The sequence below is a fragment of the Methylophilus sp. DMC14 genome, from assembly GCF_056314085.1.
On record NZ_JBQUZA010000002.1, the window covers coordinates 218,150 to 241,359 of the forward strand.

25 protein-coding genes are annotated in these 23,210 nt (G+C 51.0%); 10 read left to right on the forward strand and 15 right to left on the reverse strand.

Annotated elements, in window-relative coordinates:
• Nucleotides 1–60: 60 nt before the first annotated feature.
• Nucleotides 61–768, reverse strand: coding sequence for a phosphate regulon transcriptional regulator PhoB (gene phoB, locus ACT53C_RS05280; protein ID WP_194749295.1), 708 nt, complete (start codon nt 766–768; stop codon nt 61–63).
• Nucleotides 769–924: 156 nt separating this feature from the next.
• Between phoB and ACT53C_RS05285 the strand changes: the two genes are divergently transcribed.
• From ACT53C_RS05285 to nusB, 3 genes are read left to right on the forward strand one after another with little or no spacing between them, the layout of a single operon-like run.
• Nucleotides 925–2,598, forward strand: a complete 1,674-nt coding sequence (locus ACT53C_RS05285; RefSeq protein WP_476145174.1) for an OFA family MFS transporter — start codon at nt 925–927, stop codon at nt 2,596–2,598.
• A 60-nt stretch (nt 2,599–2,658) separates the two neighbouring features.
• Nucleotides 2,659–3,108: a 6,7-dimethyl-8-ribityllumazine synthase gene (gene ribH, locus ACT53C_RS05290; RefSeq protein WP_194749293.1), complete on the forward strand. Its 450-nt coding sequence runs from the start codon at nt 2,659–2,661 to the stop codon at nt 3,106–3,108.
• Nucleotides 3,105–3,575, forward strand: a complete 471-nt coding sequence (gene nusB / locus ACT53C_RS05295; RefSeq protein WP_194749292.1) for a transcription antitermination factor NusB — start codon at nt 3,105–3,107, stop codon at nt 3,573–3,575. Before ribH ends, nusB begins: the two co-directional genes overlap by 4 nt.
• 99 nt (nt 3,576–3,674) lie before the next feature.
• Here the strand turns inward: nusB and ACT53C_RS05300 are convergent, their stop codons facing one another.
• The 5 genes from ACT53C_RS05300 to ACT53C_RS05320 all read right to left on the reverse strand — a co-directional run bounded on the left by ACT53C_RS05300 (nt 3,675) and on the right by ACT53C_RS05320 (nt 8,053).
• A complete protein-coding gene (locus tag ACT53C_RS05300) occupies nt 3,675–4,421 on the reverse strand; it encodes a UDP-2,3-diacylglucosamine diphosphatase (RefSeq protein ID WP_476145175.1) in 747 nt (248 codons plus the stop codon).
• A 3-nt stretch (nt 4,422–4,424) separates the two neighbouring features.
• On the reverse strand, nt 4,425–4,919 hold the full coding sequence (locus tag ACT53C_RS05305) for a peptidylprolyl isomerase (protein WP_476145176.1): 495 nt from the start codon (nt 4,917–4,919) through the stop codon (nt 4,425–4,427).
• A 44-nt stretch (nt 4,920–4,963) separates the two neighbouring features.
• Nucleotides 4,964–5,527: a peptidylprolyl isomerase gene (locus ACT53C_RS05310; RefSeq protein WP_275356634.1), complete on the reverse strand. Its 564-nt coding sequence runs from the start codon at nt 5,525–5,527 to the stop codon at nt 4,964–4,966.
• The gene (locus ACT53C_RS05315; RefSeq protein WP_476145177.1) at nt 5,527–6,774 is read right to left on the reverse strand and encodes a L,D-transpeptidase family protein; all 1,248 of its coding nucleotides are present in this window, start codon (nt 6,772–6,774) and stop codon (nt 5,527–5,529) included. The genes ACT53C_RS05310 and ACT53C_RS05315 overlap by 1 nt, the downstream gene beginning before the upstream one ends.
• 121 nt (nt 6,775–6,895) lie before the next feature.
• The gene (locus tag ACT53C_RS05320) at nt 6,896–8,053 is read right to left on the reverse strand and encodes a nuclear transport factor 2 family protein (RefSeq protein ID WP_476145179.1); all 1,158 of its coding nucleotides are present in this window, start codon (nt 8,051–8,053) and stop codon (nt 6,896–6,898) included.
• Nucleotides 8,054–8,307: 254 nt separating this feature from the next.
• Between ACT53C_RS05320 and cysS the strand changes: the two genes are divergently transcribed.
• Together cysS and ACT53C_RS05330 are read left to right on the forward strand one after the other, a co-directional pair.
• Entirely contained in the window at nt 8,308–9,669 is a 1,362-nt protein-coding gene (gene cysS / locus ACT53C_RS05325; RefSeq protein WP_476145180.1) for a cysteine--tRNA ligase, read from the forward strand.
• A gap of 28 nt (nt 9,670–9,697) precedes the next feature.
• On the forward strand, nt 9,698–10,633 hold the full coding sequence (locus tag ACT53C_RS05330) for a hypothetical protein (protein WP_476145181.1): 936 nt from the start codon (nt 9,698–9,700) through the stop codon (nt 10,631–10,633).
• On the opposite strand, the gene ACT53C_RS05335 is transcribed toward ACT53C_RS05330, so the two are convergent.
• Nucleotides 10,634–11,329 carry a hypothetical protein gene (locus ACT53C_RS05335; RefSeq protein WP_476145182.1) on the reverse strand — a complete coding sequence of 232 codons (696 nt, stop codon included), beginning with the start codon at nt 11,327–11,329 and terminating at the stop codon, nt 10,634–10,636.
• 198 nt (nt 11,330–11,527) lie between these two features.
• On the opposite strand from ACT53C_RS05335, the gene argJ reads away from it, so the two are divergent.
• Nucleotides 11,528–12,754, forward strand: a complete 1,227-nt coding sequence (gene argJ, locus ACT53C_RS05340) for a bifunctional glutamate N-acetyltransferase/amino-acid acetyltransferase ArgJ (protein ID WP_476145183.1) — start codon at nt 11,528–11,530, stop codon at nt 12,752–12,754.
• Nucleotides 12,755–12,870: 116 nt separating this feature from the next.
• Here the strand turns inward: argJ and arfB are convergent, their stop codons facing one another.
• On the reverse strand, nt 12,871–13,272 hold the full coding sequence (gene arfB / locus ACT53C_RS05345; protein WP_194749284.1) for an alternative ribosome rescue aminoacyl-tRNA hydrolase ArfB: 402 nt from the start codon (nt 13,270–13,272) through the stop codon (nt 12,871–12,873).
• Between the two features lie 19 nt (nt 13,273–13,291).
• Entirely contained in the window at nt 13,292–15,238 is a 1,947-nt protein-coding gene (locus ACT53C_RS05350) for a DNA repair helicase YoaA (protein WP_338656481.1), read from the reverse strand.
• A 174-nt stretch (nt 15,239–15,412) separates the two neighbouring features.
• Here ACT53C_RS05350 and ACT53C_RS05355 point away from each other — a divergent pair, with 174 nt between their 5' ends.
• A complete protein-coding gene (locus ACT53C_RS05355; RefSeq protein WP_194749282.1) occupies nt 15,413–15,967 on the forward strand; it encodes a C40 family peptidase in 555 nt (184 codons plus the stop codon).
• 46 nt (nt 15,968–16,013) lie between these two features.
• On the opposite strand, the gene ACT53C_RS05360 is transcribed toward ACT53C_RS05355, so the two are convergent.
• Complete coding sequence (locus ACT53C_RS05360) at nt 16,014–16,301, reverse strand: Rdx family protein (RefSeq protein WP_275356627.1); 288 nt, start codon at nt 16,299–16,301, stop codon at nt 16,014–16,016.
• 172 nt (nt 16,302–16,473) lie between these two features.
• Here ACT53C_RS05360 and ACT53C_RS05365 point away from each other — a divergent pair, with 172 nt between their 5' ends.
• The 3 genes from ACT53C_RS05365 to ACT53C_RS05375 are packed head-to-tail and all read left to right on the forward strand — an operon-like array spanning nt 16,474 to nt 18,941.
• The gene (locus ACT53C_RS05365; protein WP_476145184.1) at nt 16,474–17,901 is read left to right on the forward strand and encodes a S41 family peptidase; all 1,428 of its coding nucleotides are present in this window, start codon (nt 16,474–16,476) and stop codon (nt 17,899–17,901) included.
• 54 nt (nt 17,902–17,955) lie between these two features.
• The gene (gene coq7 / locus ACT53C_RS05370) at nt 17,956–18,597 is read left to right on the forward strand and encodes a 2-polyprenyl-3-methyl-6-methoxy-1,4-benzoquinone monooxygenase (RefSeq protein ID WP_476145185.1); all 642 of its coding nucleotides are present in this window, start codon (nt 17,956–17,958) and stop codon (nt 18,595–18,597) included.
• A 26-nt stretch (nt 18,598–18,623) separates the two neighbouring features.
• On the forward strand, nt 18,624–18,941 hold the full coding sequence (locus ACT53C_RS05375; RefSeq protein ID WP_476145186.1) for a DUF2322 family protein: 318 nt from the start codon (nt 18,624–18,626) through the stop codon (nt 18,939–18,941).
• A 60-nt stretch (nt 18,942–19,001) separates the two neighbouring features.
• Here ACT53C_RS05375 and ACT53C_RS05380 read toward each other — a convergent pair whose 3' ends face one another.
• From ACT53C_RS05380 to bioA, 5 genes are all read right to left on the reverse strand, one after another.
• Complete coding sequence (locus ACT53C_RS05380; RefSeq protein WP_412011166.1) at nt 19,002–19,406, reverse strand: VOC family protein; 405 nt, start codon at nt 19,404–19,406, stop codon at nt 19,002–19,004.
• Nucleotides 19,407–19,419: 13 nt separating this feature from the next.
• Nucleotides 19,420–19,845 carry an OsmC family protein gene (locus tag ACT53C_RS05385; protein WP_412011165.1) on the reverse strand — a complete coding sequence of 142 codons (426 nt, stop codon included), beginning with the start codon at nt 19,843–19,845 and terminating at the stop codon, nt 19,420–19,422.
• A gap of 52 nt (nt 19,846–19,897) precedes the next feature.
• Nucleotides 19,898–20,311, reverse strand: a complete 414-nt coding sequence (locus tag ACT53C_RS05390; protein ID WP_412011208.1) for an FKBP-type peptidyl-prolyl cis-trans isomerase — start codon at nt 20,309–20,311, stop codon at nt 19,898–19,900.
• Between the two features lie 117 nt (nt 20,312–20,428).
• Nucleotides 20,429–21,838 (reverse strand): D-alanyl-D-alanine carboxypeptidase/D-alanyl-D-alanine endopeptidase, encoded by a 1,410-nt coding sequence (gene dacB / locus ACT53C_RS05395; RefSeq protein WP_476145187.1) that lies wholly within the window; start codon nt 21,836–21,838, stop codon nt 20,429–20,431.
• The gene (gene bioA / locus ACT53C_RS05400) at nt 21,823–23,154 is read right to left on the reverse strand and encodes an adenosylmethionine--8-amino-7-oxononanoate transaminase (protein WP_476145188.1); all 1,332 of its coding nucleotides are present in this window, start codon (nt 23,152–23,154) and stop codon (nt 21,823–21,825) included. The genes dacB and bioA overlap by 16 nt, the downstream gene beginning before the upstream one ends.
• Nucleotides 23,155–23,210 lie beyond the last annotated feature (56 nt).

The window sequence follows — 23,210 nt, forward strand, 5'->3', positions numbered from 1 at the left end:
CCGGATGGTAGAGCAAGACCCATGGTCTTGCTCGTATTTTGTCAAATTAAGGAAGAATGCTTATTGCGTACCAGGATCGGTATGCACGGAGAAACGGTAGCCTGAACCACGGACAGTCTGAATCATTTCCTGATGATTGGAGGCCACCAGTGCATTGCGTAAACGACGGATATGCACATCCACGGTACGGTCTTCAACAAAGACACGGTCACCCCACACCTTGTCCAGCAGTTGCGTACGACTATGCACGCGCTCAGGATTGGTCATAAAGAAATGCAGCAGCTTGAATTCGGTAGGGCCCAGTGGAATATGGACATTGTGACCGGTCACACGATGAGTAGTCGGGTCCAGATGCAAGCCGGCAATTTCAATCGGATCATCTGTCATCTGCGGCGCGCGTCTGCGCAACACGGCCTTGATGCGTGCATTTAATTCACGCGGGCTGAATGGCTTGGTCACATAATCATCCGCCCCCACTTCGAGACCACGCACCTTGTCAAACTCATCGCCGCGGGCAGTGAGCATGATAATCGGCACTTCTTTGGTCATGCTGTCAGATTTAAGCCTGCGCGCAAACTCGATTCCGCTCATGCCAGGCAACATCCAGTCCAGCAAAATCAGGTCTGGCATCGTTTCGCGTAACAACATTTGTGCATGTTCAACGCTGGTGGCACGGATAGCATGATGCCCCGCCTGTTTGATATTCAACGCCAGCAATTCCTGGATCGCCGGTTCGTCTTCTACCACCAAAATATTCGCTGCAGCCATGACACTCCCTTCGAGCAATATTGAGATCAAACTACTTAATTGAATGCTCGCCAGTTTATGAATGAATTATGACATTTTAATGACAACATCACATAAATTTAATCAAGACGGTTATTGCCTTTTGAGGCAAATTGTAACAATATGTAACAGACTTAAATGAGGGGCTTTATCTTGATTAATCTTTCCAAAGAACATATTACAGCTGGCAATCAGTTTAATCGCTGGCTGGTACCGCCAGCGGCATTGGCAGTACATCTTTCAATAGGTATGGCTTATGGCTTCAGCGTGTTCTGGAAACCGTTGGGCAATGCGTTGACCGGGCCAGATGGCAAACCTGTTGCCGCCTGTGCTGCGGGCGCAACCAACTTCGCCGACAAATTGACAGGCACCGCAAAAGCATTGACTGCCACCGACTGTAACTGGACCCAGTTTGATCTGGGCTGGATGTATACCTTATTTTTTGTCTTGCTTGGCTGCTCGGCCGCCGTTTGGGGCGGCTGGCTAGAACGGGCAGGACCGCGTAAAGCCGGGCTGGTAGCCATGCTTTGCTGGTGTGGGGGGTTACTGATTTCGGCGCTGGGCATACACCAGCATCAACTCTGGATGATGTGGCTGGGTAGCGGGGTCATCGGCGGCATCGGCTTGGGCCTGGGCTACATCTCGCCGGTTTCCACGCTGATTAAATGGTTCCCTGATCGTCGCGGCATGGCGACCGGCCTGGCGATTATGGGCTTCGGCGGGGGTGCCATGATAGGCTCGCCCCTCGCCACCAAGCTGATGGCGATGTTTGCCACACCGACAGACCCTGGAGTCTGGCAAACCTTTGTGGTGCTGGCACTGATTTACGCGGTATTCATGACTTGTGGTTCGCTGGGTTACCGTGTCCCCGCCGCCAACTGGAAACCTGCTGGCTGGACGCCACCTGATGTACAACACAACCGACTGGTAGCCACCCGGCATGTACACTTGAAAAATGCCCACAAAACGCCACAATTCTGGTTGTTATGGCTGATTTTGTGCATGAATGTGTCCGCAGCCATCGGTATTATTGGCGCAGCGGCGCCCATGTTACAAGAGACCTTTGGTGGCGTATTGATAGGCCAGCCACAACTGGGCTTTGCCGAGATCAAGGCAGACGAAGCATTAACCGCCACAGCCGCCGCAGTTGGCGCAGGCTTTGTCGGTCTCATTTCGCTGTTCAATATTTTTGGCCGTATCGGCTGGGCCACCTCTTCCGATAAGCTGGGGCGTAGAACCACTTACTTTATCTTTTTTGTGCTGGGTATCATGATGTATGTCTGCGGCACCTACGCCGCCAACCATCATCAACTAGCCTTGTTCCTACTGGTGTTTTGTGTGATCGCCTCCATGTACGGCGGCGGCTTTGCGACCATTCCCGCCTACCTGGCAGACCTGTTTGGCACGCAGTTTGTCGGTGCGATTCATGGCCGCCTGTTAACCGCCTGGTCGACCGCAGGGATTTTGGGGCCCGTCATCGTCAACTACATGCACGATGTAAGGCTGGAGGCTCATGTTCCGTATGCAGACATTTATGCGCCGATATTCATGACGCTGGCGGCTTTGCTTGGGGTGGGCTTCACGGCCAATTTGCTGGTCCGGCCAGTGGCAGACAAATACTTCATGTCCGACAGCGAACTGGCAGCTGAACAGCAAAGTGGCAAAAAACCGGCAGATAACGCAGTCAGTCTGGCTAACGCGGATACGCCAACACCTGCCATACTGGTAAAACTGGCCTGGCTGGCGGTACTGATCCCCATCAGTTACGGCATCTGGATGACCGTACAAAAAGCCTGGTCATTGTTCGCATAATCCGTAAAGCAGCCGTTTGGGTTAAAATAGCACTTTTATGTGTTAACCCACGGACTCAAAGTGAACAAAATTGCCCAAAATCTGGACGGTACCGGTAAAAAAATCGGTATCGTTCTTTCCCGTTTTAACGACAATATCGGTGCAGGTTTGCTTAACGCCTGCGAACAAGAACTGCTTAAATTAGGCGTCGCTGCCGAAGATATTACGCTTGCCAGTGTCCCTGGTGCGCTCGAAACGCCCCTGATTCTGCAGCACATGGCGCTGTCAGAAAACTTCGATGCCTTGATTGCCCTGGGCGCGATTATCCGCGGCGAAACCTACCACTTTGAAGTGGTGTCCAACGAATCCGCGCGCGGCATTTCCGAAGTGCAGCGTGACACTGGCGTGCCCGTCGCCAACGCCATCCTGACCACCGAAAACGACGAGCAAGCCGAAGCTCGCATGGCCATCAAAGGCGCGGAAGCTGCACAAGTGGCGATTGAAATGGCCAATCTGGTGAATGCACTATGAGTGCTGATCAGGCAGCACCCAGCAAAAGCAAAGGCAGTAAAAACCGCCGTAAATCGCGTGAGCTGGCGCTCAAGGCCCTGTATCGAAACCGTATGAATGCGGGCGACGTCAAACAACTGCGCCTGGACAGTTTGGATGACCCGGACTATTTCAAAGCAGATGAAGCCTATTTCAAGCAACTGCTAACCGGGGTACTTGAGCAAACCGAGCAGATCGACGCCATGATCGGACAGTTTATTGACCGTCAACTCGAAGAACTGAGTCCAATCGAACATGCCATTTTGCGTATTTCAGGTTATGAACTGATGTTTGATGTCAGCATCCCGTACCGGGTCGCGATCAATGAAGGCGTGGAGCTCGCCAAAGCTTATGGTGGCATAGACGGCCATAAATATATCAATGGCGTCTTGGATAAAGTCGCCGCGCAAGTCCGTCCGCATGAATTTGGTCAACAAGTCAAAAAGTAATTCTTTGACGGTTTGAACCTGGATCTGACATAAAAAAGACAGCGCTTAAAAGCGCTGTCTTTTTTATGTGCGGAGTGAGTAAGTCACAAAAAATAGCAATTACGCATCAAGTGATAACGTCACTAACTGCATTTCAGCAGCATCTAAACGTGCCACCACTGCGATTTCGTGCCAATCCCCTAACACCCAACGCTCACAGGCATGCTGATCGACCAGCAAAGGATGTCTCGCTGGCCGGTGTGTATGGCCATGCAACAACACATCCGGATAGTCGGCATCTCGAATCAGCTGATTGACCGCCTCGCCATTCACATCCATGATCTGCATGCTTTGGCTGGCTTTGTTTTGCGCACTCTGGCTACGCGCTTCTTGGGCAAAGGCAATACGTGCTGCCAACGGCTGCGACAGAAAAGCGTGTTGCCAGGCCGGACTGCGCACCTGCTGACGAAATTGCTGATAAGCCACATCGTCCGTGCATAGCGCATCCCCATGACTCAACAGAATGCTTTTGCCTGCCATCTGCAAGCGTGCAAGGTCTTTGAGTAAAGTGAGGCCACAGGCTTGAGCAAAGGCATCCCCGATTAAGAAGTCGCGGTTGCCATGCATGAAATAAAGCTGAACCCCTTGTGCTGATAAAGCCCTAAGCGCCTGGACGACTGGCAAAAATGCTCGGCCATACTCGGCGTCTTGCAGCAGGTCATCACCCACCCAGACCTCAAAAAAATCACCCAGAATATACAATGCGCTGGCCTGACTAACCACAGTGTCTAGCCAATGCAAAAAAGCCTGCGTTACCGCAGGCCTTTGCGCACTCAAGTGCAGATCAGAAATGATCCAGGTGGTCATGCCCTAGGCAACCACAACTGCTTTTTCAATCACCACAGATTCAACGGGCACATCCTGATGACCAGCGCGGCTAGCTGTTTTGACTACTGTGATTTTATCCACGACATCCATGCCTTCGACCACTTTACCGAACACGCAGTAACCCCAACCTTGAGTGGTGGGTGCGCTAAAGTTGAGGAAATCGTTATCTTTCACGTTGATGAAAAACTGGGCAGACGCTGAGTCTGGCACCATGGTACGTGCCATGGCAATGGTATATTTGTCATTGCTGAGGCCATTATCGGCTTCGTTTTTGATCGGCGCGTCAGTTGGTTTTTGCTTCATGTCGACATCAAAGCCACCGCCTTGAATCATGAAGTCTTTGATCACGCGATGAAAAATCACGCCATCATAAAAGCCTTTTTCTACATAGCTTAAAAAGTTAGCGACCGTGATCGGTGCTTTTTCTGCGTTGAGTTCTAGCGTAATATCGCCAAAGTTAGTCGTCAGTTTGACCAAAATATTCTCCGTTGATTAAAGGTTGCGACAATCAATAAGCTCAATTAATTGACTATCGTTGCACGTTTGATGATGACCGTACGATAGGGCACATCCGAAAAACCGCGCTGGTTACCTGTCGGTAAGTTGCTGATCTTGAATACCACATCCATGCCAGACACCACTTTGCCAAAGACACAGTAGCCGATACGGTCTGGTTCCGGGCTGGTGTAATCCAAAAACTGGTTATCTGCAACATTGATGAAAAACTGGGCGGTGGCCGAGTTAGGGTCTGGTGTACGGGCCATGGCAATCGTGCCAGTCTGGTTGATCAACCCATTGGCCGCCTCATTGACGACGGGTGCGCGGGTCGGTTTTTCGTTGAGGTCACGGTCAAAGCCTCCGCCCTGAATCATGAAACGGCCAATCACACGATGAAAAATGGTATTGCTGTAAAAACCGTCTTTCACATACTGCAAAAAGTTATCCACGGTTTTAGGTGCCTTGTCACGATAAACCTCTACCGTAAAATTACCCTGATTGGTTTCAAACATGACCTGCGTTGCTGCAATCGCCAGATTCACAGCCAACATCAAGCACACACCTACTAATTTTGACCACACACGCATTAAGCTGATCCTTCGTAAAGAATTTTCCATTCACCGTTTTCCTGCACCCAGTACTGCCGTTTTTTCATGACATTTCTGAGCGCAGCGCTAATATATTCCTGCTCAAAGTCTACGACCACCATATTGCGCTTGGCGTTCGGATAGGTGAACATGCTGACATCAGACAAATTGATATTGACCTTGGGCTTGGACGCTTGAATCTGGCGTTTGTAACTGGCCCATTTAGACAAATCACCGTCCGAATAAAAGAAGTCAGGCGTGTAGTGCGACAGATAAGCCTCTGTATTTTGCGCCATCCAGTCTTTACGCCAGCGCTCGATCGCCTGTTTGAGATCAGCCTTGGCACGATCTTGCTGGCGGGCCGATTCCGGTGTCACCCATTGAAAATCCACCCCGATTACCACGGGCGTATTGCCTGCTTGCAAAATACCTTGCAACGCTTGCATGTCAGGATTGGACAACACAACACAGCCATCACTGGCCCTTGGCGGACGGCTGTAGGTATCGCGTGGCGTGCCATGAATCCAGATCCCGGAGCCTGTTTTACGCTCGTAGCTATCTATTTCGTTCGGGTAGTTGAGCGGATAAGCCGCATCGCCATACAAATCTGGTAAGGGACGGTTCAGTTTGCGCGAGGCAAAATACACACCAATCGGTGTGCGTTTGTCGCCTTGGTCTTTTTTGCCGATGCCATTTTTTCCTATCGTGACATAGTAGTCAGCCATGTACTTGAGCTCATTGTCATTGCCTTTTTCGTAGACATAGACACGGGAGCGTGCGGTATCGACAAACAGGACATGGCTTTGTTTTTCGGACAACTCAACCAGCAGATTGGGTTGGGTCAAGCCACGATTGCGGTCAAAGTAATTACGAATCCGAATCTCGGCTTCTTCTTTGAAGTCTTGGATACGGCTGACATCGGCGACATGCGCATCGCCAAAGCCATGCAGGATTCTGGCTTTGGCGGATAAGAGATCGCCATGAATCAAGTGCGCCAGTGCAAAATTGGGAGAGATGGCGAGTAACTGATCGACGTAATCCAGCGCCTGTTGCACATGACCTTCTTTAATAGACTGCAAGGTTTGCACCAGCATGCGCTCTACCGCATTGGTGTTTTTGCTTTGCATGAACAACCTGGCGGTTAACGCCTCATGGTTAACCGCAGTTGCATTCCAGGGCAAAAGCGCAGCGCTGACAAACGCAATACAACAGTACTTTCTCAACCGACTCATACCATGATTATACAATTGTTTCAGTAAAAACCCGTGTGCTCAGGCTCCCAGGCGCCGCAGTGCGGCTTTGGTTTGACTCGCCTCAAGAACACCATCATGCATCACGCAAGAGGTACCCTGAAGCAAGATCGCCAATTTAAAACTTGCCTACACGCTCTTGCTGAATCAACCAGCGACCACCTTCTTTGACCATATTGAGTGTTTTGTTTGAGTTCGCATCCAGGCCGGTTGCTTTATAGGCCTGACGGAAGGTGACTTTTGCCTTGCTGTCGCCTTCCATCCTGACATCGATATTGCTCAACTTGACAGAAATTTTACTTGGCCGGCTCACGCGATCACGACGCGTGGATTCCCACTGTTTGCGCGGCTCACCTGCGGGTGTTTTAAAATCTTTGGCATAGCTGTTCAGATAGCGCTCGACATTTTGTGCCTCCCAAGCATCCGCCCAGGCGTTTACCGCATCCAACACTGCGCGCTCGAGTTGTGCAGATGATTTACTGTCGGCAGATTTAGATTCTGTTGGCTTGGACTCAGCAACCTTCGGCTCGACAGATTTCGGCTCAGCCGGCTTGATCTCCTGCGGTTTTACCTCAGTGACGACCGGTTTTTTAGTCTCTGTCACAGGAGGATTATTTGTCACAGGGGCGGTCGCAACCGGTGGCGTCACCGCTGCCGGTGGATTCACAAACGCATTATTGGTGGGCGGCGTAGGAGATACGCTCGCGGCAGGTGGTACAGCTGTCGCCGGACGCGCTTGCGCACGTTTTCCGCCGAACAGATCCGTAATCATGGCCAGCTTATTCTGCGCACGGCTATTTGAAGTATCCAGCTTGAGCGCCTTGTCATAAGCCTCAGAGGCCAGACGTGCATAAATATCGCCCAGATTCTCATGGGCCGTGGCATAACTTGGATGCGTTTTGATGGCAGACTCCAGCGCTTTTCTCGCTTTGTCATATTGCCCCTGATCCGCATACAACACGGCCAGGTTGTTATAAGGCTCAGGCAGGCTAGGATATTTGTCCGTCAACTCGGTAAAAGCCTTGATCGCTTCATCTCGCTTGCCCAACTCGACCAAAATCACGCCACGCATAAACATGGCTTCAGCATTTTTCGGGTTGGCAGCCAGATAATTGTTCACCTTATCAAGCGCTGCCGCCTGATTCCCTTGTTCCGAGAGCTGGTTGATTTCGCGCAATTCGACATTGGTTTGACCGGCCAGCACGGCATCGGAGAAGGCCGCTTGGCTTAAAAAGACGCCAAGCACGAGTAAATATTTTTTTAATGTTGCGTTCATGAGCTATTACCTGGGTAATCGTTGATTTTTATCAGTATGTTATACTCGGATTGTACTAGAGACAGTGCAAAATTAGGTGAATATGCAGACGAATTACACATCATTTTGTGTTTGGCGTCGGCTCAACCACAACAACCTGATCAAGCAATGGACTGTTTTAGGCAAAACTGCAGCCTGCCTGCTTAACACCAATTAAACACCAGACTATTTCTGCTAATTTTATCACGCATCCACCCTTCTTCAATTTCATTCGCATGCTAAAACTTTACAACACCCTTACACGCAGCAAGCAAGATTTCAAGCCGATTCAGCCCAACCAGGTAAAGATGTATGTCTGCGGCATGACCGTGTATGACTTTTGCCACTTGGGACATGCCCGCGTCATGGTGGTGTTTGACATGGTGGCGCGCTGGCTGCGCGCCACTGGCTATCAAGTGACATATGTACGCAATATCACCGATATTGACGACAAAATCATCAAACGTGCCAACGAAAACAATGAAACCATCCAAAGTCTGACGCAGCGTTTTATTACCGCCATGGACGAGGACTCGGCCAAGCTTGGCATTTTGCGCCCTGACCTTGAACCACGCGCAACCGAACATGTGCAAGGCATGCTAGACATGATCAGCAAACTCATAGACAAAGGCTTTGCTTATCAGGCACAAAATGGCGATGTTTTTTACAAAGTACGCAGCTTTAATGATTACGGCAAGCTCTCAGGCAAAAGCCTGGAAGACCTGCGCGCGGGTGAACGCGTAGAAGTCGATAGCTTCAAACAAGACCCGCTGGACTTTGTGTTGTGGAAATCCGTCAAACCTGGCGAACCCTACTGGGAATCCCCCTGGGGCAATGGCCGTCCCGGCTGGCATATTGAATGCTCGGTCATGAGTGCCGCCCATCTCGGCCAGCACTTTGATATTCATGGTGGTGGGCAGGACCTGCAGTTCCCGCACCATGAAAATGAAATTGCCCAATCCGAAGCCACCCACGACTGCGCCATGGCCAACTACTGGATGCACAATGGCTTTGTGCGGGTCGATGACGAAAAAATGTCCAAATCACTGGGCAACTTTTTCACCATCCGTGAAGTGCTGGAAAAATATGACCCCGAGGTCGTGCGCTTCTTTATTCTGCGCGCGCATTACCGCAGCCCGCTTAATTACTCTGACAAGCACCTAGATGATGCCAAGGCCTCGCTGACCCGCCTGTACACAGCCTTGCGCGGGATTAAGGTCGATGCATGTGAGATCGACTGGCAACAACCGCAAGCGGCCAAATTTAAGGCAGCCATGAATGACGACTTCAACACCCCAGAGGCGATTGCCGCCTTGTTTGAACTTGCCAACGATCTCAATAAAGATAAATCTGCGACCACCGCCGCATTACTGAAACAATTGGCTGCGATTATCGGCTTGCTACAACGTGACCCGGAAAGCTTTATGCAAGGCGACACCGGCAGCACTAGCCTGGATATTGAAGGCATGATCAGTGCACGCATCGCCGCAAAAACAGCCAAGAACTATGCCGAGGCCGACCGGATTCGCAAAGCCCTGTCTGAAGCAGGCGTGATTCTGGAAGATACGCCTCAAGGCACCACCTGGCGTCGTGCTTAGCTAACCTTGTGCTTTTGTGGGGCCCAAAATGTATAAAAATCTGGCATTACTAGGACTGTTCATCGCAACCCATCTTCACGCTGAAGAGAATCATTACCAGCATTCGGTTTCGATGGAAATTCCTGAGTTTCATGCAAAGGTGGATGCGTTACACATCATGATGCACACCAACAAATTCAGCATTTTGCCGATTTCACGCCACACTGCAGCATTTATTGCAACGCCACAAGTGCCAGGGGCAGACCCGATTTCATCTCTGGTTGGCGCGTTTATCGCCACCAGCCTGCTTAACAGCCAAAACTCGAAAGAAAATGATGCCGCTGCAAGATTTAATACCGAGTTAAGTTCAATCTTGCAATCCATTGATATTAACCAAGAATTTAGCCTGGCACTACAAAAGCAGCTTTCACAGCATCTTGCGAATACCCAATTTGAGTTTGAGAATGTTGAATCTAGAAACTCACTTAACCAGGCAGGCTTACTCGTTAGAATTAAAGAGAACTACATCCTGACTTTCGAGAATCGCATTTATTTTGATAGCAAGCTTCAATCGCTTTGCTTTGAAACCAGCCCCAGATTATGGGTTAAAGATAAAGTAAACCCATTTTATTTATCAGAGATTAAATATATCTCTGATCAAGTCATCAGCCAGGATAAAACGTTTTTGAAAGCAAGCTGGACACAAAATGGCGGTGAACGCTTGAAACAGTCCATCAGGAATGGTTTACAAGTGTCGGCTGAGATATTTATCCAGGACTTTATTGATAAAAACTGGAAAACCGGTCCAGGATCAGCCATGAGGGATATCTCTTTTATCGATAGCCATTCTGGCAAAACCAGTCAAAATCATTTGTTTCCATTGGCTGAAACCCCTGACCGCATTGTCGGCCGCATGTTTGCCCATGATGCTGCCCAGCTGATTTCGATCCCAAAAGCACAAATCATCAGCCAGACAGCGCCCTAACTATTTCAAATTACCACCAAAAAAAGAACTTCCCAGACTATCGATCCCTCGATCCAGATTGGTACTCACCGCGGCAGTGACATTGTTAAAACTGGGGGCCTGATCCCAAGGCTCAGAAATCGGCATATTGCTGACATCATCCACATACCATTTCAGCTCGTTGGTATTCAGATCCACCAAATATCCCTTGTACTTAAAATCTGCCATCGGCGCCCCTAAAGGCATGAATCCGTAATAATTTCTAATCGTACCAATACGCTCTACATCTAACAGCAATACGTAATCAATATTGTTTGATTTCAAGTTGCGAAAATCGTATTCCGCATATTGAGTCGTTTCCGACTTGCCTGAAAACTTTTGCATCTTGTTCAAATCTATGGCTTGGTCAATTTTTTTAACCTGAAAGCCCCTTGCCTGTAATTGGGCCATAAATTCGTTATCCATTGACTGCAATTTGGATGTATCCATCTTTTCCAAATGCGTAATCAACGATTTTGCATTACCGCGATTAATCGCGATATCTAACACCCCCATATTCCCTGTCATATATGCATCAGGTTTGGGCGCCGTTGTTTTAGCAATACCAATAACAGGTTTGCGGTTCTCCCAGAAGTGATTGTCGAGTGCCACTGGTTTTTGTACCGTAGCGCATCCGACCAAGCCAAGCATGAACACCATCGAAATTATTTTTCTCATTTTTCTTCCATTCAATTAAATTTAGTCATTGTTAAAACTCACCTTCCTATCAAGTCTTAACAATTAAAGATTACCATATCACTATTAAATAATTAAAAAGTGGATTCACTTCATCAGCGCTTTAGGAGAGACTTTTCGTCATAATTCTCTTGTAGAATGCACACTTATTTCAAAGACGAAACTCACGAGAGAAATAGAATGCCCGTTAAACTGACTGCTCCCGCTGCCGGGACCCTACTGCCTGTCAAAGGCGTCAAACTTGGCTTTGCCCAAGCACATGTCCGGAAGCCCAACCGTAAAGACATTCTAGTAATGACCCTGCCTGAAGGCAGCAGCGTGTCAGGGGTGTTTACCCTGAACCGGTTTTGTGCGGCGCCAGTGACGGTGTGTAAAACGCATCTGACACTCAACAAAGGCATTCGCGCCCTGTTGGTGAATACCGGCTGTGCCAATGCAGGCACAGGCCAGCAAGGGCTGGATGATGCACTCGCCAGCTGCATCGGTGTGGCGCAGGCGCTCAATATCAGCCCGGAACAAGTGCTGCCGTTCTCGACTGGCGTGATTCTGGAGACGCTGCCGATGGACCGCTTGTTAGGTGGCATCCCGAATGCAGTCGCCAACTTGCAGGAAGATAACTGGTTAAATGCGGCCGAAGCGATCATGACCACCGACATTGTGGCCAAGGGTACTTCCCGCCAACTAACCATAGGCGGCAAGCCAATCACCATCACCGGCATCAGCAAGGGCTCTGGCATGATCCACCCCAACATGGCAACCATGCTCGGTTATATCGCGACCGATGCGGCCATCGCACAATCAGCCCTTGACAGCATCATTCAACATGCTGTGAACAAATCGTTTAACTGCATCACCGTCGATGGCGATACCAGCACCAACGACAGCCTGATTCTGATGGCTACAGGCGAGGCTGGCAATGCCATGATCACAGAACAAAGCCCTGAGTTTGCGGCTTTGCAAACCGCCCTGACCGACGTTGCGATTGAACTGGCACAAGCGATTGTGCGTGATGGCGAAGGCGCCACCAAATTCATGACGATTCAGGTTGAAGCAGGTCAAGATGAAGCGGAATGCCGCAAAGTCGCTTATGCGATTGCCCACTCCCCGTTGATCAAAACAGCCTTTTTTGCCTCAGACCCTAATCTGGGCCGGATTCTGGCCGCCATCGGCTACGCAGGCATCGAAGACCTTGATGTCAACACCATGCAACTCTATCTGGGCGATGTTTTGGTTGCCGAAAAAGGCGGCCGTGCAGCCAGCTATGTCGAAGAACAAGGCGCGGCAGTCATGAAAGAAAGTGACATCCTGGTACGTGTGGTATTGAATCGCGGTGCGGCGAATGCGACTGTATGGACCTGCGACTTTTCTTATGACTATGTAAAGATCAATGCCGACTACAGATCCTAATAGCGCCTGACTCCGGCCTCACCAAGTGAGGCCATCGCAACCACAAAGCCATCTCCAGCCGCTGGTGATGGCTTTGTTATTGAAACAGACAGCGGCCAAGCAAAGGCATGTCTTGTTTATGCCTCATCCAGCACCTTGCCCCTGCCCTGTTTAACGACCCCACGCAGCAACTTCCCGGTCACCCTTCTTTTTTTCGAAGCCAGTGTTGGCCGGGTCGCATGGCGTACCGCGTTCACATGACTCGCCGCTTCGACAATCGCATGCAACCGGGCAATCGCATCGCGTTTATTCGCTTCTTGCGTGCGGTATTGTTGCGCCTTGATTACCAGAACACCTTCTGCACTGATGCGCTGGTCTTTGCGACTGAGCAAGCGGGCTTTCACGGCCTCACTGAGGCTGGAGGCTTGGATATCAAACCGCAAATGGATGGCAGACGAAACTTTATTGACGTTTTGACCACCTGCGCCTTGGGCGCGAATGGCAGTGAGGGTATATTCGTGAGCGGCAATCTCAAGCATGGCGCGCAATCCTCACAAATCAAGAAACCCCATTGATCAGTGCAAAGAAGTCTTCCACCTCTTGTTGCACACGTGTGCGTTTGAATGGAGGCAGACTTTGCCAGATACGGCGTCCATAAGGTTTATCCACCAAGCGCGGATCGCAAATCATCAATACCCCGACATCCTGCTCATCCCGAATCAAACGCCCGGCGCCCTGTTTGAGGGTAATCACAGCATAGGGCAACTGGTACTCCATAAAGGCATTCTTGCCTTCGGCGTTCATTTTGTCGATGCGGGCGGCCAGGACCGGATCATCGGGCGGCGCAAACGGTAGCTTGTCGATAATGACGCAGGACAAAGCCTCGCCGCGCACATCCACACCCTCCCAAAAGCTTTGCGAGCCGACGAGGACGGCATTGCCATGACTGCGGAAGCGATCCAGCAATTCGGTGCGGTTACTCTCGCCTTGCATCAGCAGGGGGTAATTGAGGCCAAGTTCTTCAAACGCATTTTTGAGCAACGCATGCACTTCGCGCATGGCCTTAAGTGAAGTACACAGCACAAACGCGCGGCCACGGCTGGCTTGCAGCACAGGCAAACTGACAGCGGCAACGGCAGCGGCATAAGCACTGCTATTCGGTTCAGGCATACCCGTAGGCACATATAGCAACGCTTGCTGACCGTAATCAAACGGACTTTGCCAATGCCGGGTTTGCGCCGCCAGCAAGCCCATCTGGCTCTGATAATGGCTAAAATCACTTTTGACGGCCAATGTGGCAGAGGTAAAAATCCAGGCACGCGGCTGCGCATTGAGTTGCTTGCCAAAGCCATCCGCCACACTGAGGGGGGTCGCATGTAACTGTACACTTTGGCTAAATACCTCGACCCAGCGCACAAGATTGGCGTGATTGCCTTTCAACCAGGCTTGCAGCAGGGCCAGCAATGCTTCACCGCGTTGCCAGCATTTTTCCAGCAGCGGATCACGCCCGGCTTGGGTTTCTAGTACCGCGGTCAGGGCGGCGAGCGTTTCCAGCATCCGCTGAAAAGCCTCATCAAAATTTTTCATGGTTTGCGCCTTCTGTGCTGGCATACGCGAACCTTCAAACTGGAACACCAGCCTGAAATCTCGGCATGCCTTTTCCAACGGCGGCACCGCTTCACTCAGCGCAACACAATCCTTGGCCAGGCTCAGGTAAGCCATCTGACTATCCCGCGCCAGATCCATCAACTGTGAGGTGGAGATATCCTCGCCAAAAAAGAGCCCAGCCACCTCAGGCAATTGATGCGCCTCGTCAAACACCACGGTATTGGCGCTGGGTAACAACTCGGCCACGCCCTCATCGCGCAACATGACATCGGCGAAAAACAAATGATGGTTGACCACGACCACATCGGCTGCCAATGCCTGCTTGCGTGCTTCCATGACAAAACATTGCTTGTAAAACTGGCAATCCTGGCCGACACAGTTGTCGCGGGTGGAGGTCACTTGTTGCCAAACGGTGGCTTGTTCCGGTACTTCGACCAACTCTGCTTTATCACCAGTCTGGCTATGTTCAGCAAAGCTTTGCAGGATAGGAATATATTGTGCGTCCTCCCGCGACTGAAAGCGCCCTTCTTGGCTGGCACGTTGCAAGTGATAATGGCAGAGATAGTTGGCGCGCCCTTTGAGCATAGCAACAGACACGGGCACTTTGAGCGCTTCGCGTACCGCTGGCAAATCCCGCTGAAAGAGCTGATCTTGCAGGGTTTTGGTGCCAGTAGAAATAATGACCTTGCCCCCCGACAACAGCGCAGGCACCAGATAAGCATAGGTTTTACCGGTGCCGGTGCCAGCCTCGGCGACCAACTGCTGTTGCTGCTCAATGGCTTCGGCGATGGCCAGCGCCATTTCCTGTTGCTGCGGGCGGCTGCGGAAATCGGGCATGGCTTGTGCCAAAGACCCGTTTTCTGAAAATGCCGAACTGACTTGCTGCGCTAAAGACATGCGTAATTATCCCATGAGCATCGCCAAAACAGACAGCACTTTTGCGACTTCCAGTCAGTCAAGCAACGTACAAAAGGCGCCAAATACTTGCATATCAATATAAAATATGGCATGGTTTAGCCTGTAAAACTTTTTAAACCGCTTCAAATTCAATATAACAAGCCCTTGATTGTGATGAATAAATCCATTTTCCGGCTGGCAGCCTTACTCGTGAGTGTACTGCTCTGCCAGTGCAAAAGCGTTGCCGCGCCCGGGGATGACAAGCGCTGGCAAAACGCCTACAGCTACTCTCAAGCGCAGGTGATGGAGAGTCAGTCCGGCGTCTCTGGCAGCTGGTCTGAAAAGGTCGAGGAAATCATGATCCGCGCCTTAAGCCTGACCGGTGTCAATTACAAATATGGCGGACGCAGCCCTGAAACCGGCTTTGACTGCAGCGGCTTTGTACAGTACGTGTTCATGAACGCTGCGCAGATTGCGCTCCCCCCTTCAGCCCGTACCATTAGCGAAATGGGCAACACCGTCAAACGTGAGGAATTGCAACCGGGCGACCTGGTCTTTTTCAACACCCTTAAATCTGCGTTTTCGCATGTGGGCATTTATGTCGGCAATAACCAGTTTATCCACGCGCCACGCGCGGGGGCAAAGGTACGCATTGAAAACATGGATGAGCGCTACTGGAAATCGCGCTATAACGGTGCCAAGCGACTTGAGGTAGAAGCGTCTCAATAACCGTCATTACCTCTTCAGGATGACGACCACCCTCCCTCCGGTCCACTTAAGGACTGACTGGCGTATCGCTGTGCCCGAGCGACCGCTCGGGATCAATCACATCACGGATCAGCTGTTTCAACTCCTTGGCTTCTGGAAAGCGTCCCGCGGCTTTGCGTGAAAAAATCACCACACCATCACAGCGCACCTCCAAAATACCGCCCGTTCCAGGGACGAGATTGACTGACTTCAAATCGCCATCAAACGTGGTTAACAGCTCCTGCGCCAGCCAGGCAGCCCGCAACAACCATCGGCACTGTGTACAAAACTCGATTTCTACGATAGGCTTTTGCATGTTTTTCTCTAAACAATTATTTGCTAGAAGAGTATAGTCAATTTTATTGAAATAGCGGAAAATGAACTTAACAGCGTTCTATCTACTCTCTGCAACAGGCTGACATCAACTGATGCATCCTGATTCTGAATGAAGTAATATTCTTCGCTTATTTGATCACACAAGGCATGGTATGCGTTCCAAATTAGAAAAGTTCGGCTTGCTGGGTGCAGGCGTATTTGTAGGGATTCTGGTCAGTATCAACATTTCTGCCTGGGCTGACAGGACCTCAGTTTCACAGCTACCCATCGATGAATTACGCGTATTCGCCGAAGTGTTTGCCAAAGTTAAATCTGATTACGTTGAGCCTGTAGAAGACAAGAAGCTGATCAACGAAGCCTTGTCCGGCATGCTGCAAGGCCTGGACCCCCACTCTACTTTTATGGATGCCGATGCCTACAAAGAGCTACAGGCGGGTACCCAAGGTGAATTTGGCGGCCTGGGCATTGAAGTGGCGATGGAAGATGGATTGGTAAAAGTGGTAACGCCTATTGAAGACAGTCCCGCCTACAAAGCGGGCCTTAAATCAGGCGATTTGATCATGAAGCTGGATGATGCCCAAGTACGTGGCATGACGCTGAATGATGCCGTTAAACGCATGCGTGGCGTTCCAGACACCAAAATTACACTGACCGTGATTCGCAAAGGTGAAGACAAGCCACTGACCTTTACGTTGACACGTGCGATTATCAAATCACAAAGCGTGAAGAATAAATGGATTGAGCAAGGTTATGGCTATGTCCGTATCACCCAGTTCCAGGAACGTACTGGCGAAGACTTGGCCAGAGCGCTCAAAAATCTGCGTGCCGAAAATAAAGGTCCGCTCAAAGGCTTGATCTTGGACCTGCGCAACAACCCAGGCGGTTTGCTGGATGCAGCCGTAGGCGTCTCTGCCGCGTTCCTGCCCAAGGATGACCTGGTTGTGTACACCGAAGGTCGTGTTGCTGATTCCAAGATGCGCCTGAATGCAACCCCTCTGGATTATGCGCGTCGCGGCAAGTCTGATTACCTTAAAGATTTGCCAGAAGAGTTTAAATCGGTGCCTATCGTCGTGCTGATCAATGCCGGCTCAGCCTCTGCTTCAGAGATTGTGGCTGGGGCGTTGCAAGACCACAAACGCGCAACCATTATGGGCATCCAAAGCTTTGGCAAGGGCTCTGTGCAAACCATATTGCCGATGAACAATGGCAGCGCAATCAAACTGACCACAGCGCGCTATTTCACGCCCAATGGCCGTTCGATTCAAGCCAAGGGCATTGTGCCGGACGTGACGGTGGATGATGGTTCCGATCCTAGCCTGAGCCTGCATGAAGCAGACTTGAAGCGCCACTTGTCCAACCCGACCGATGGCAAGAATGCGACTGACAGCAAATCCGTTGACGAGGCAAAATCACGCGCCGCAGCTGAAAAACTGAAGGAAGAAAAACATGCTGAAACACGTGGCCCGATTGAGCCAGCCACTCAGGATGACTTCCAGTTTGTTCAGGCCATGAACTTACTCAAAGGCTTGCCTGTTCAAAAAGCGCCAGAACCTGCTAAAGTAAGCGCAACCAAACCATAATGTTCTGCCTGTTTACACCCGCAGGTGTAAACAGGCCTTACTTGAGACACCACTATGCTGAACTTGCCGCCGCTGACACTAGACAAAGCCATCGCCGTCATGGATATGGGTTTGCGTACGGTGTTCAGCCCGGCAGTCTCCAGCCGCCCTTACCCACCCGCGGAAAGCACCGCCGACACGTTAAGTGACCATGAACGCAAACATGCCGCGGCACTCATGCGCATCAACCATGTCGGCGAAGTCTGCGCACAAGCCTTGTACAGTGGTCAAGCCCTGGTTTCACGTGACCCGGCCAATGTAGAGGCGCTTAAACAAGCGTCTCGTGAAGAGGTGGATCATCTTGCCTGGTGCGAACAACGGATTCAAGAGTTGGGGGGGCGCAAGAGTCTGCTCAATCCACTCTGGTACGGTGCCAGTTTTGGCATGGGTATCACAGCCGGCCTGCTTGGCGACAAGTGGAATCTGGGCTTTCTGGCGGAAACAGAACATCAAGTTTCTGCGCATTTGCAAAGTCACCTGCAACAGCTCCCGGCTCACGATACCGCATCCAAAGCAATTGTGGCGCAAATGAAAGAAGACGAAGAGCACCACGCCCATACCGCAGAGCAACTGGGCGGCGCCAGGTTGCCAGCGCCAGTCAAACTGGCCATGCGGCTGGCTTCAAAAGTGATGACGCGCACCGCGTATCACTTGTAATGATTTGTAGTAACCTAGAGTCAACCATGCAAAAATTTAGTGACAATCTTCTGATGCTGGACAGTGCGGATCACGTCAAACGCATTGAACTGTATGATGAAAGCAATCAGCCTGCCGGGATCATCGAGAACAAACCTGGCACCCAAGGCTCCATCAAGATTTACCATCATCTGTTCAAAGTGTTTGGTGAAATCAACACCGATGCAGCGGTAGAAGGATTGGCCTTATACGCCGAACATACCGAGGATGCGGAAGACCATCCTGGCAAGCATCCCAATATTGACCGCTTGCTCAATGTGCTAGATAAAGAGCAGACGCTGAGCATCAAGCTCATCACCGACTAGTCCCAAATAAAAAAGCCTCTAATGATTAGAGGCTTTTTTAATGTCCAACCCTTGAATCACCTAAGTGGACGCAAGGTGTTTGATGATGGGCGGGTGATAAATAAACTCAAGCAAATGGCCCACACTATCCAGGCAATAAAAGCCGCGGGAACCATCTCGGTGGCTTTTCGGCGCCTCGGTAATGCGCACGCCGTGCGTAACCATATGCGCATGCCAGTCATCGACGGCCTGGGCATCGGTGAGCACAAACCCAATATGATCCAGCCGCTGCATCGGGTCAGGGGTATAACTCACCCGGTGTAAAGCAAACACATCGCCATGATTGGTCAAATACACATTGTCCGGGTCCGGCTGCCACTCAATCTGCATACCGACCACGCGGGTATAAAAATCGACCGCAGACTCCAGCTCTTTGATAAACAAGGCCACATGCCGGATACCTATCATGCCCTTAGGAATGCTCATGCCAATTCCTCACTTAATCGAAGCTGGGCGCTTTGATTTCAAAACCATGGGTAATCTCACAAGCCTTTTGCAGCATGATGCTGGCTGAGCAATATTTCTCAGCGGACAATTTCACCGCGCGCTCCACTTGGGATTCATTTAACCCCTCGCCAGTGACCACAAAATGTACATGAATTTTGGTGAAGACTTTGGGCACTGTGTCAGCGCGTTCTGCCTGAATCTGCGCCACACAATCTACAATCGGCTGACGGGCTTTTTTCAAAATCGTCACCACGTCAAATGAAGTACATGCCCCCATGCCAATCAATAACATCTCCATGGGACGCATACCAATATTGCGGCCACCATTTTCTGGCGCACCATCTAATACCACGGCATGGCCGGTTTCAGACTCACCGACAAAACTGACCCCATCTATCCACTTCACCTGGACTTGCATTTACATTCTCATTTCACAAGGATAAAAACATATACAGCAACACGCGTAATCTTTATTTCACGCCCAGCAATTCGACATCAAATACCAATGCCGCATTTGGCGGGATCACACCACCTGCACCCCGGGCACCGTAGCCCATGTCAGATGGGATAATCAAGGTACGTTTGCCGCCTACTTTCATGCCCTGCACCCCCGTATCCCAGCCTTCAATGACTTGGCCGCCGCCAAGAAAAAAGTTAAACGGCGAGTTGCGGTCCAGGCTGCTGTCAAACTTTTGACCTTTGTGATCTTCCTTGTTGGCGTCATACAGCCAGCCAGTGTAATGCACGGTGACGTTAAAACCGACTTCAGCTTCACGGCCAGTCCCCACGACAGTATCAATTTTTTGTAATTCAGTGACTTGGGCTGACATTTGTGTGGCTTCCTTTGTTTTTGCAGTGTTGGATTGCGCCTGGCAACCCGTCATGGTCAACAGCATCAATAAGCTGCAACCGACTAATTTCATTCCAGATTTCATGTATGTGCTCCCAGAAAACGTCCGTCATTTTACGCGCTTTTATCCATAAATTCTTGCATGCGCTTTTTAATGACTTTCTATCAATTGTTTAAGTAATAAATCCTGCACCCCGCGCACAGCAGCGGCCCTTGGGTGATTGGCTACGATCACCAGCACGTAGCGTTTGCCCGCCTGATCCTGCACATAGCCAGCCAGACTGCTGACGCCCTCAAGCGAACCAGTTTTGAGATAAGCCATGCCCTTGCTCGCGCTATCGGCCAACCGCTTTTTAGTCGTGCCATCCATGCCCAAAATCGGCAAAGAAGCCATGAACATCGGCATCACCGGGCGTTGATAGGCTGTGACGAGCAACTGCGCCAAATGTTCCGCACTGATGCGCTCATTGCGCGATAAACCAGAGCCATTTTCGAGCACCAGTTCCGTAAAGACCAAGCCATGCTGGCGCAAAACCTGCCTCACTGCCAGTGTAGATCCCGCCTCATCCGCTGGCGTAAACCCCGCTTCCTGGCCCACAGCCAGCATGAGGTGCCGCGCCATCACATTGTTGCTCCACTTATTGATATCACGCACCACCGTATCCAAGGGCGGGGATAACCAGCTAGTCACTGGTATCGCCATATCCGTCACTGGGCCCAGGACCATTTGGCCGTTAAACTGCCCGCCCAATTGCGCCCACAGCTTTTTAAACGAAGCATACACATATTGCGTATCCGAGAGCACGCTCAACTCCAGATAGCGCTCATCACACTGGTCGGGTAGCGTGCCACTAAAGGCAACCACGGCGCCATCAGCCTGCTGGGTGACGCTGTAATGCAGGTCACTGCGCCAGTCATTGCAAGCCCCTTTGCGGGTTTGCATGGTGTTGATAATGCGGATATTCGGTATTTCAAATTCTTGCGCGATGAGCACGGCTGGCTTGCTGGCGAGGGTGGCGACCGAAAAGCGGAAACTGGTATTACGGCCATTGAGTAATAGCGCACTGGGGTTGGCATTGTAAGCCCGCCAAGGCTCATCATCCAGCACAGGCCGCTGGCTGACTTCGGGCGCGTAGAGGGACAAATCCAGCACCAGATTGCCGCGAATCTGACGGATCCCCTGCTGCTGCACTTGTTGCAACAAGCGCCAGAACTCAGCGACGTTGAGCGCAGGGTCGCCACTCCCTTTGATGATTAAATCCCCGTCGAGCACACCCTGATTTAACGGCCCATTGCGGTAGACCTCTGTTTTCCAGCGGTAAGCTGGCGTGAGCGCCTCCAGCGCGGCATAAGTGGTCACCAGCTTCATGACACTGGCCGGATTCATGGCTTTGGTTGCATTATGGCTGATCAGCGGTGCCCCGCCGTCCACGGGCTGCACCACAATTGCAACACTCTCAACTGGCAGTTGCGCTTTGGCGAGTGCCTCTTGCAAAGGGACCGGCAATGCCGCTTTTGCCAGCGCCGCCCACAGGCTGGCAAATGCTAGCCACCAGCGCATGACAGACTCTCCATCACCGCAGCATGGGTGGCTTCTACCAGATGCTGCTGATCTGATTGCGTCAGGCAATAAGGCGGCATCCAGTAGACGGTATTTCCGATTGGCCGCAACAGCAGGCCATGCTTTAAGGCTGCGGCATAGCAATACCGGGCAAACTGCGGATTTTCGGTCATCACATCAAAAGCGGTAATCATGCCGCGCTGGCGCACATGCTGCAGTCCAAAATCATACCCCTCAACGGCGCTCAATAAAGTCTGCGCTGTCTCACGGTTATGCCCCAGCACATCCGAAGCCGCAAACAGCTCAAGCGTCGCGAGCGCGGCACTGCAAGCGAGAGGGTTCCCGGTATAACTATGGCTGTGTAAAAAACCTTTGACGGTCTGGTCGTGATAAAAAGCCTGATAAACCTCATCCGTCGTCAACACCACGGACAAAGGTAAGTAACCGCCGGTGATGCCTTTAGACAGGCAAATAAAATCTGCAATCTCACTCACTTTTTCACCTGCCTGCTCACAGGCAAACAAGGTGCCGGTACGGCCAAAACCAACGGCGATTTCATCGGCGATCAAATGCACCTGGTAACGGCTGCAAACTTCACGCGCCCGTTGCAAATACACTGGGTGATACATCGCCATGCCTGCTGCGCCTTGTACCAAAGGCTCGATAATAAACGCAGCCAGGGTGGCATGATGCTCGGCCACATAGGCTTCCAGCGCCTCAGCACAACGTAAGGCGTAGGCCTCGGCAGACTCACCCGCTTCAGCCAACCGGCTATCCGGGCCAGGCATTTGCGCCGACTGCAAAATCAGGGGTGCATAGGTGTCTTTAAAAATGGCGACATCGGTCACACTGAGTGCACCCAGCGTTTCGCCGTGATAGCTATTTTGCAAGCTAATGAATTTAGTTTTTTCCGGTTGCCCGATATTGCGCCAGTAATGAAAACTCATCTTCAGTGCAATCTCGGTAGCACTGGCACCATCTGAGCCATAAAAGGCGTGACCCAAGCCAGTTAATGCCGACAGCTGTTCTGAAAGCGCCACCACGGGTTCGTGCGTAAAGCCGGCCAGCATCACATGCTCTAACTGATCAAGCTGGGCTTTGATTGCCTCTTTAATGACTGGCTGGTTATGCCCAAATAAATTGACCCACCAACTGCTGACGGCGTCGAGGTAACCCTTGCCTTCACTATCAAACAACCAGGCCCCTTCGCCACGTGCAATTGGCACCAAAGGGTAACGTTCATGATGTTTCATTTGCGTGCATGGATGCCACACGCTGCGCAGGCTACGCTGCAATAAATCCTGATTTCCACTCATGGCGCTATTTTAAACCAAGCGTAAATAGCATGCTTGGTTTAAAATAGCGTCTTAAA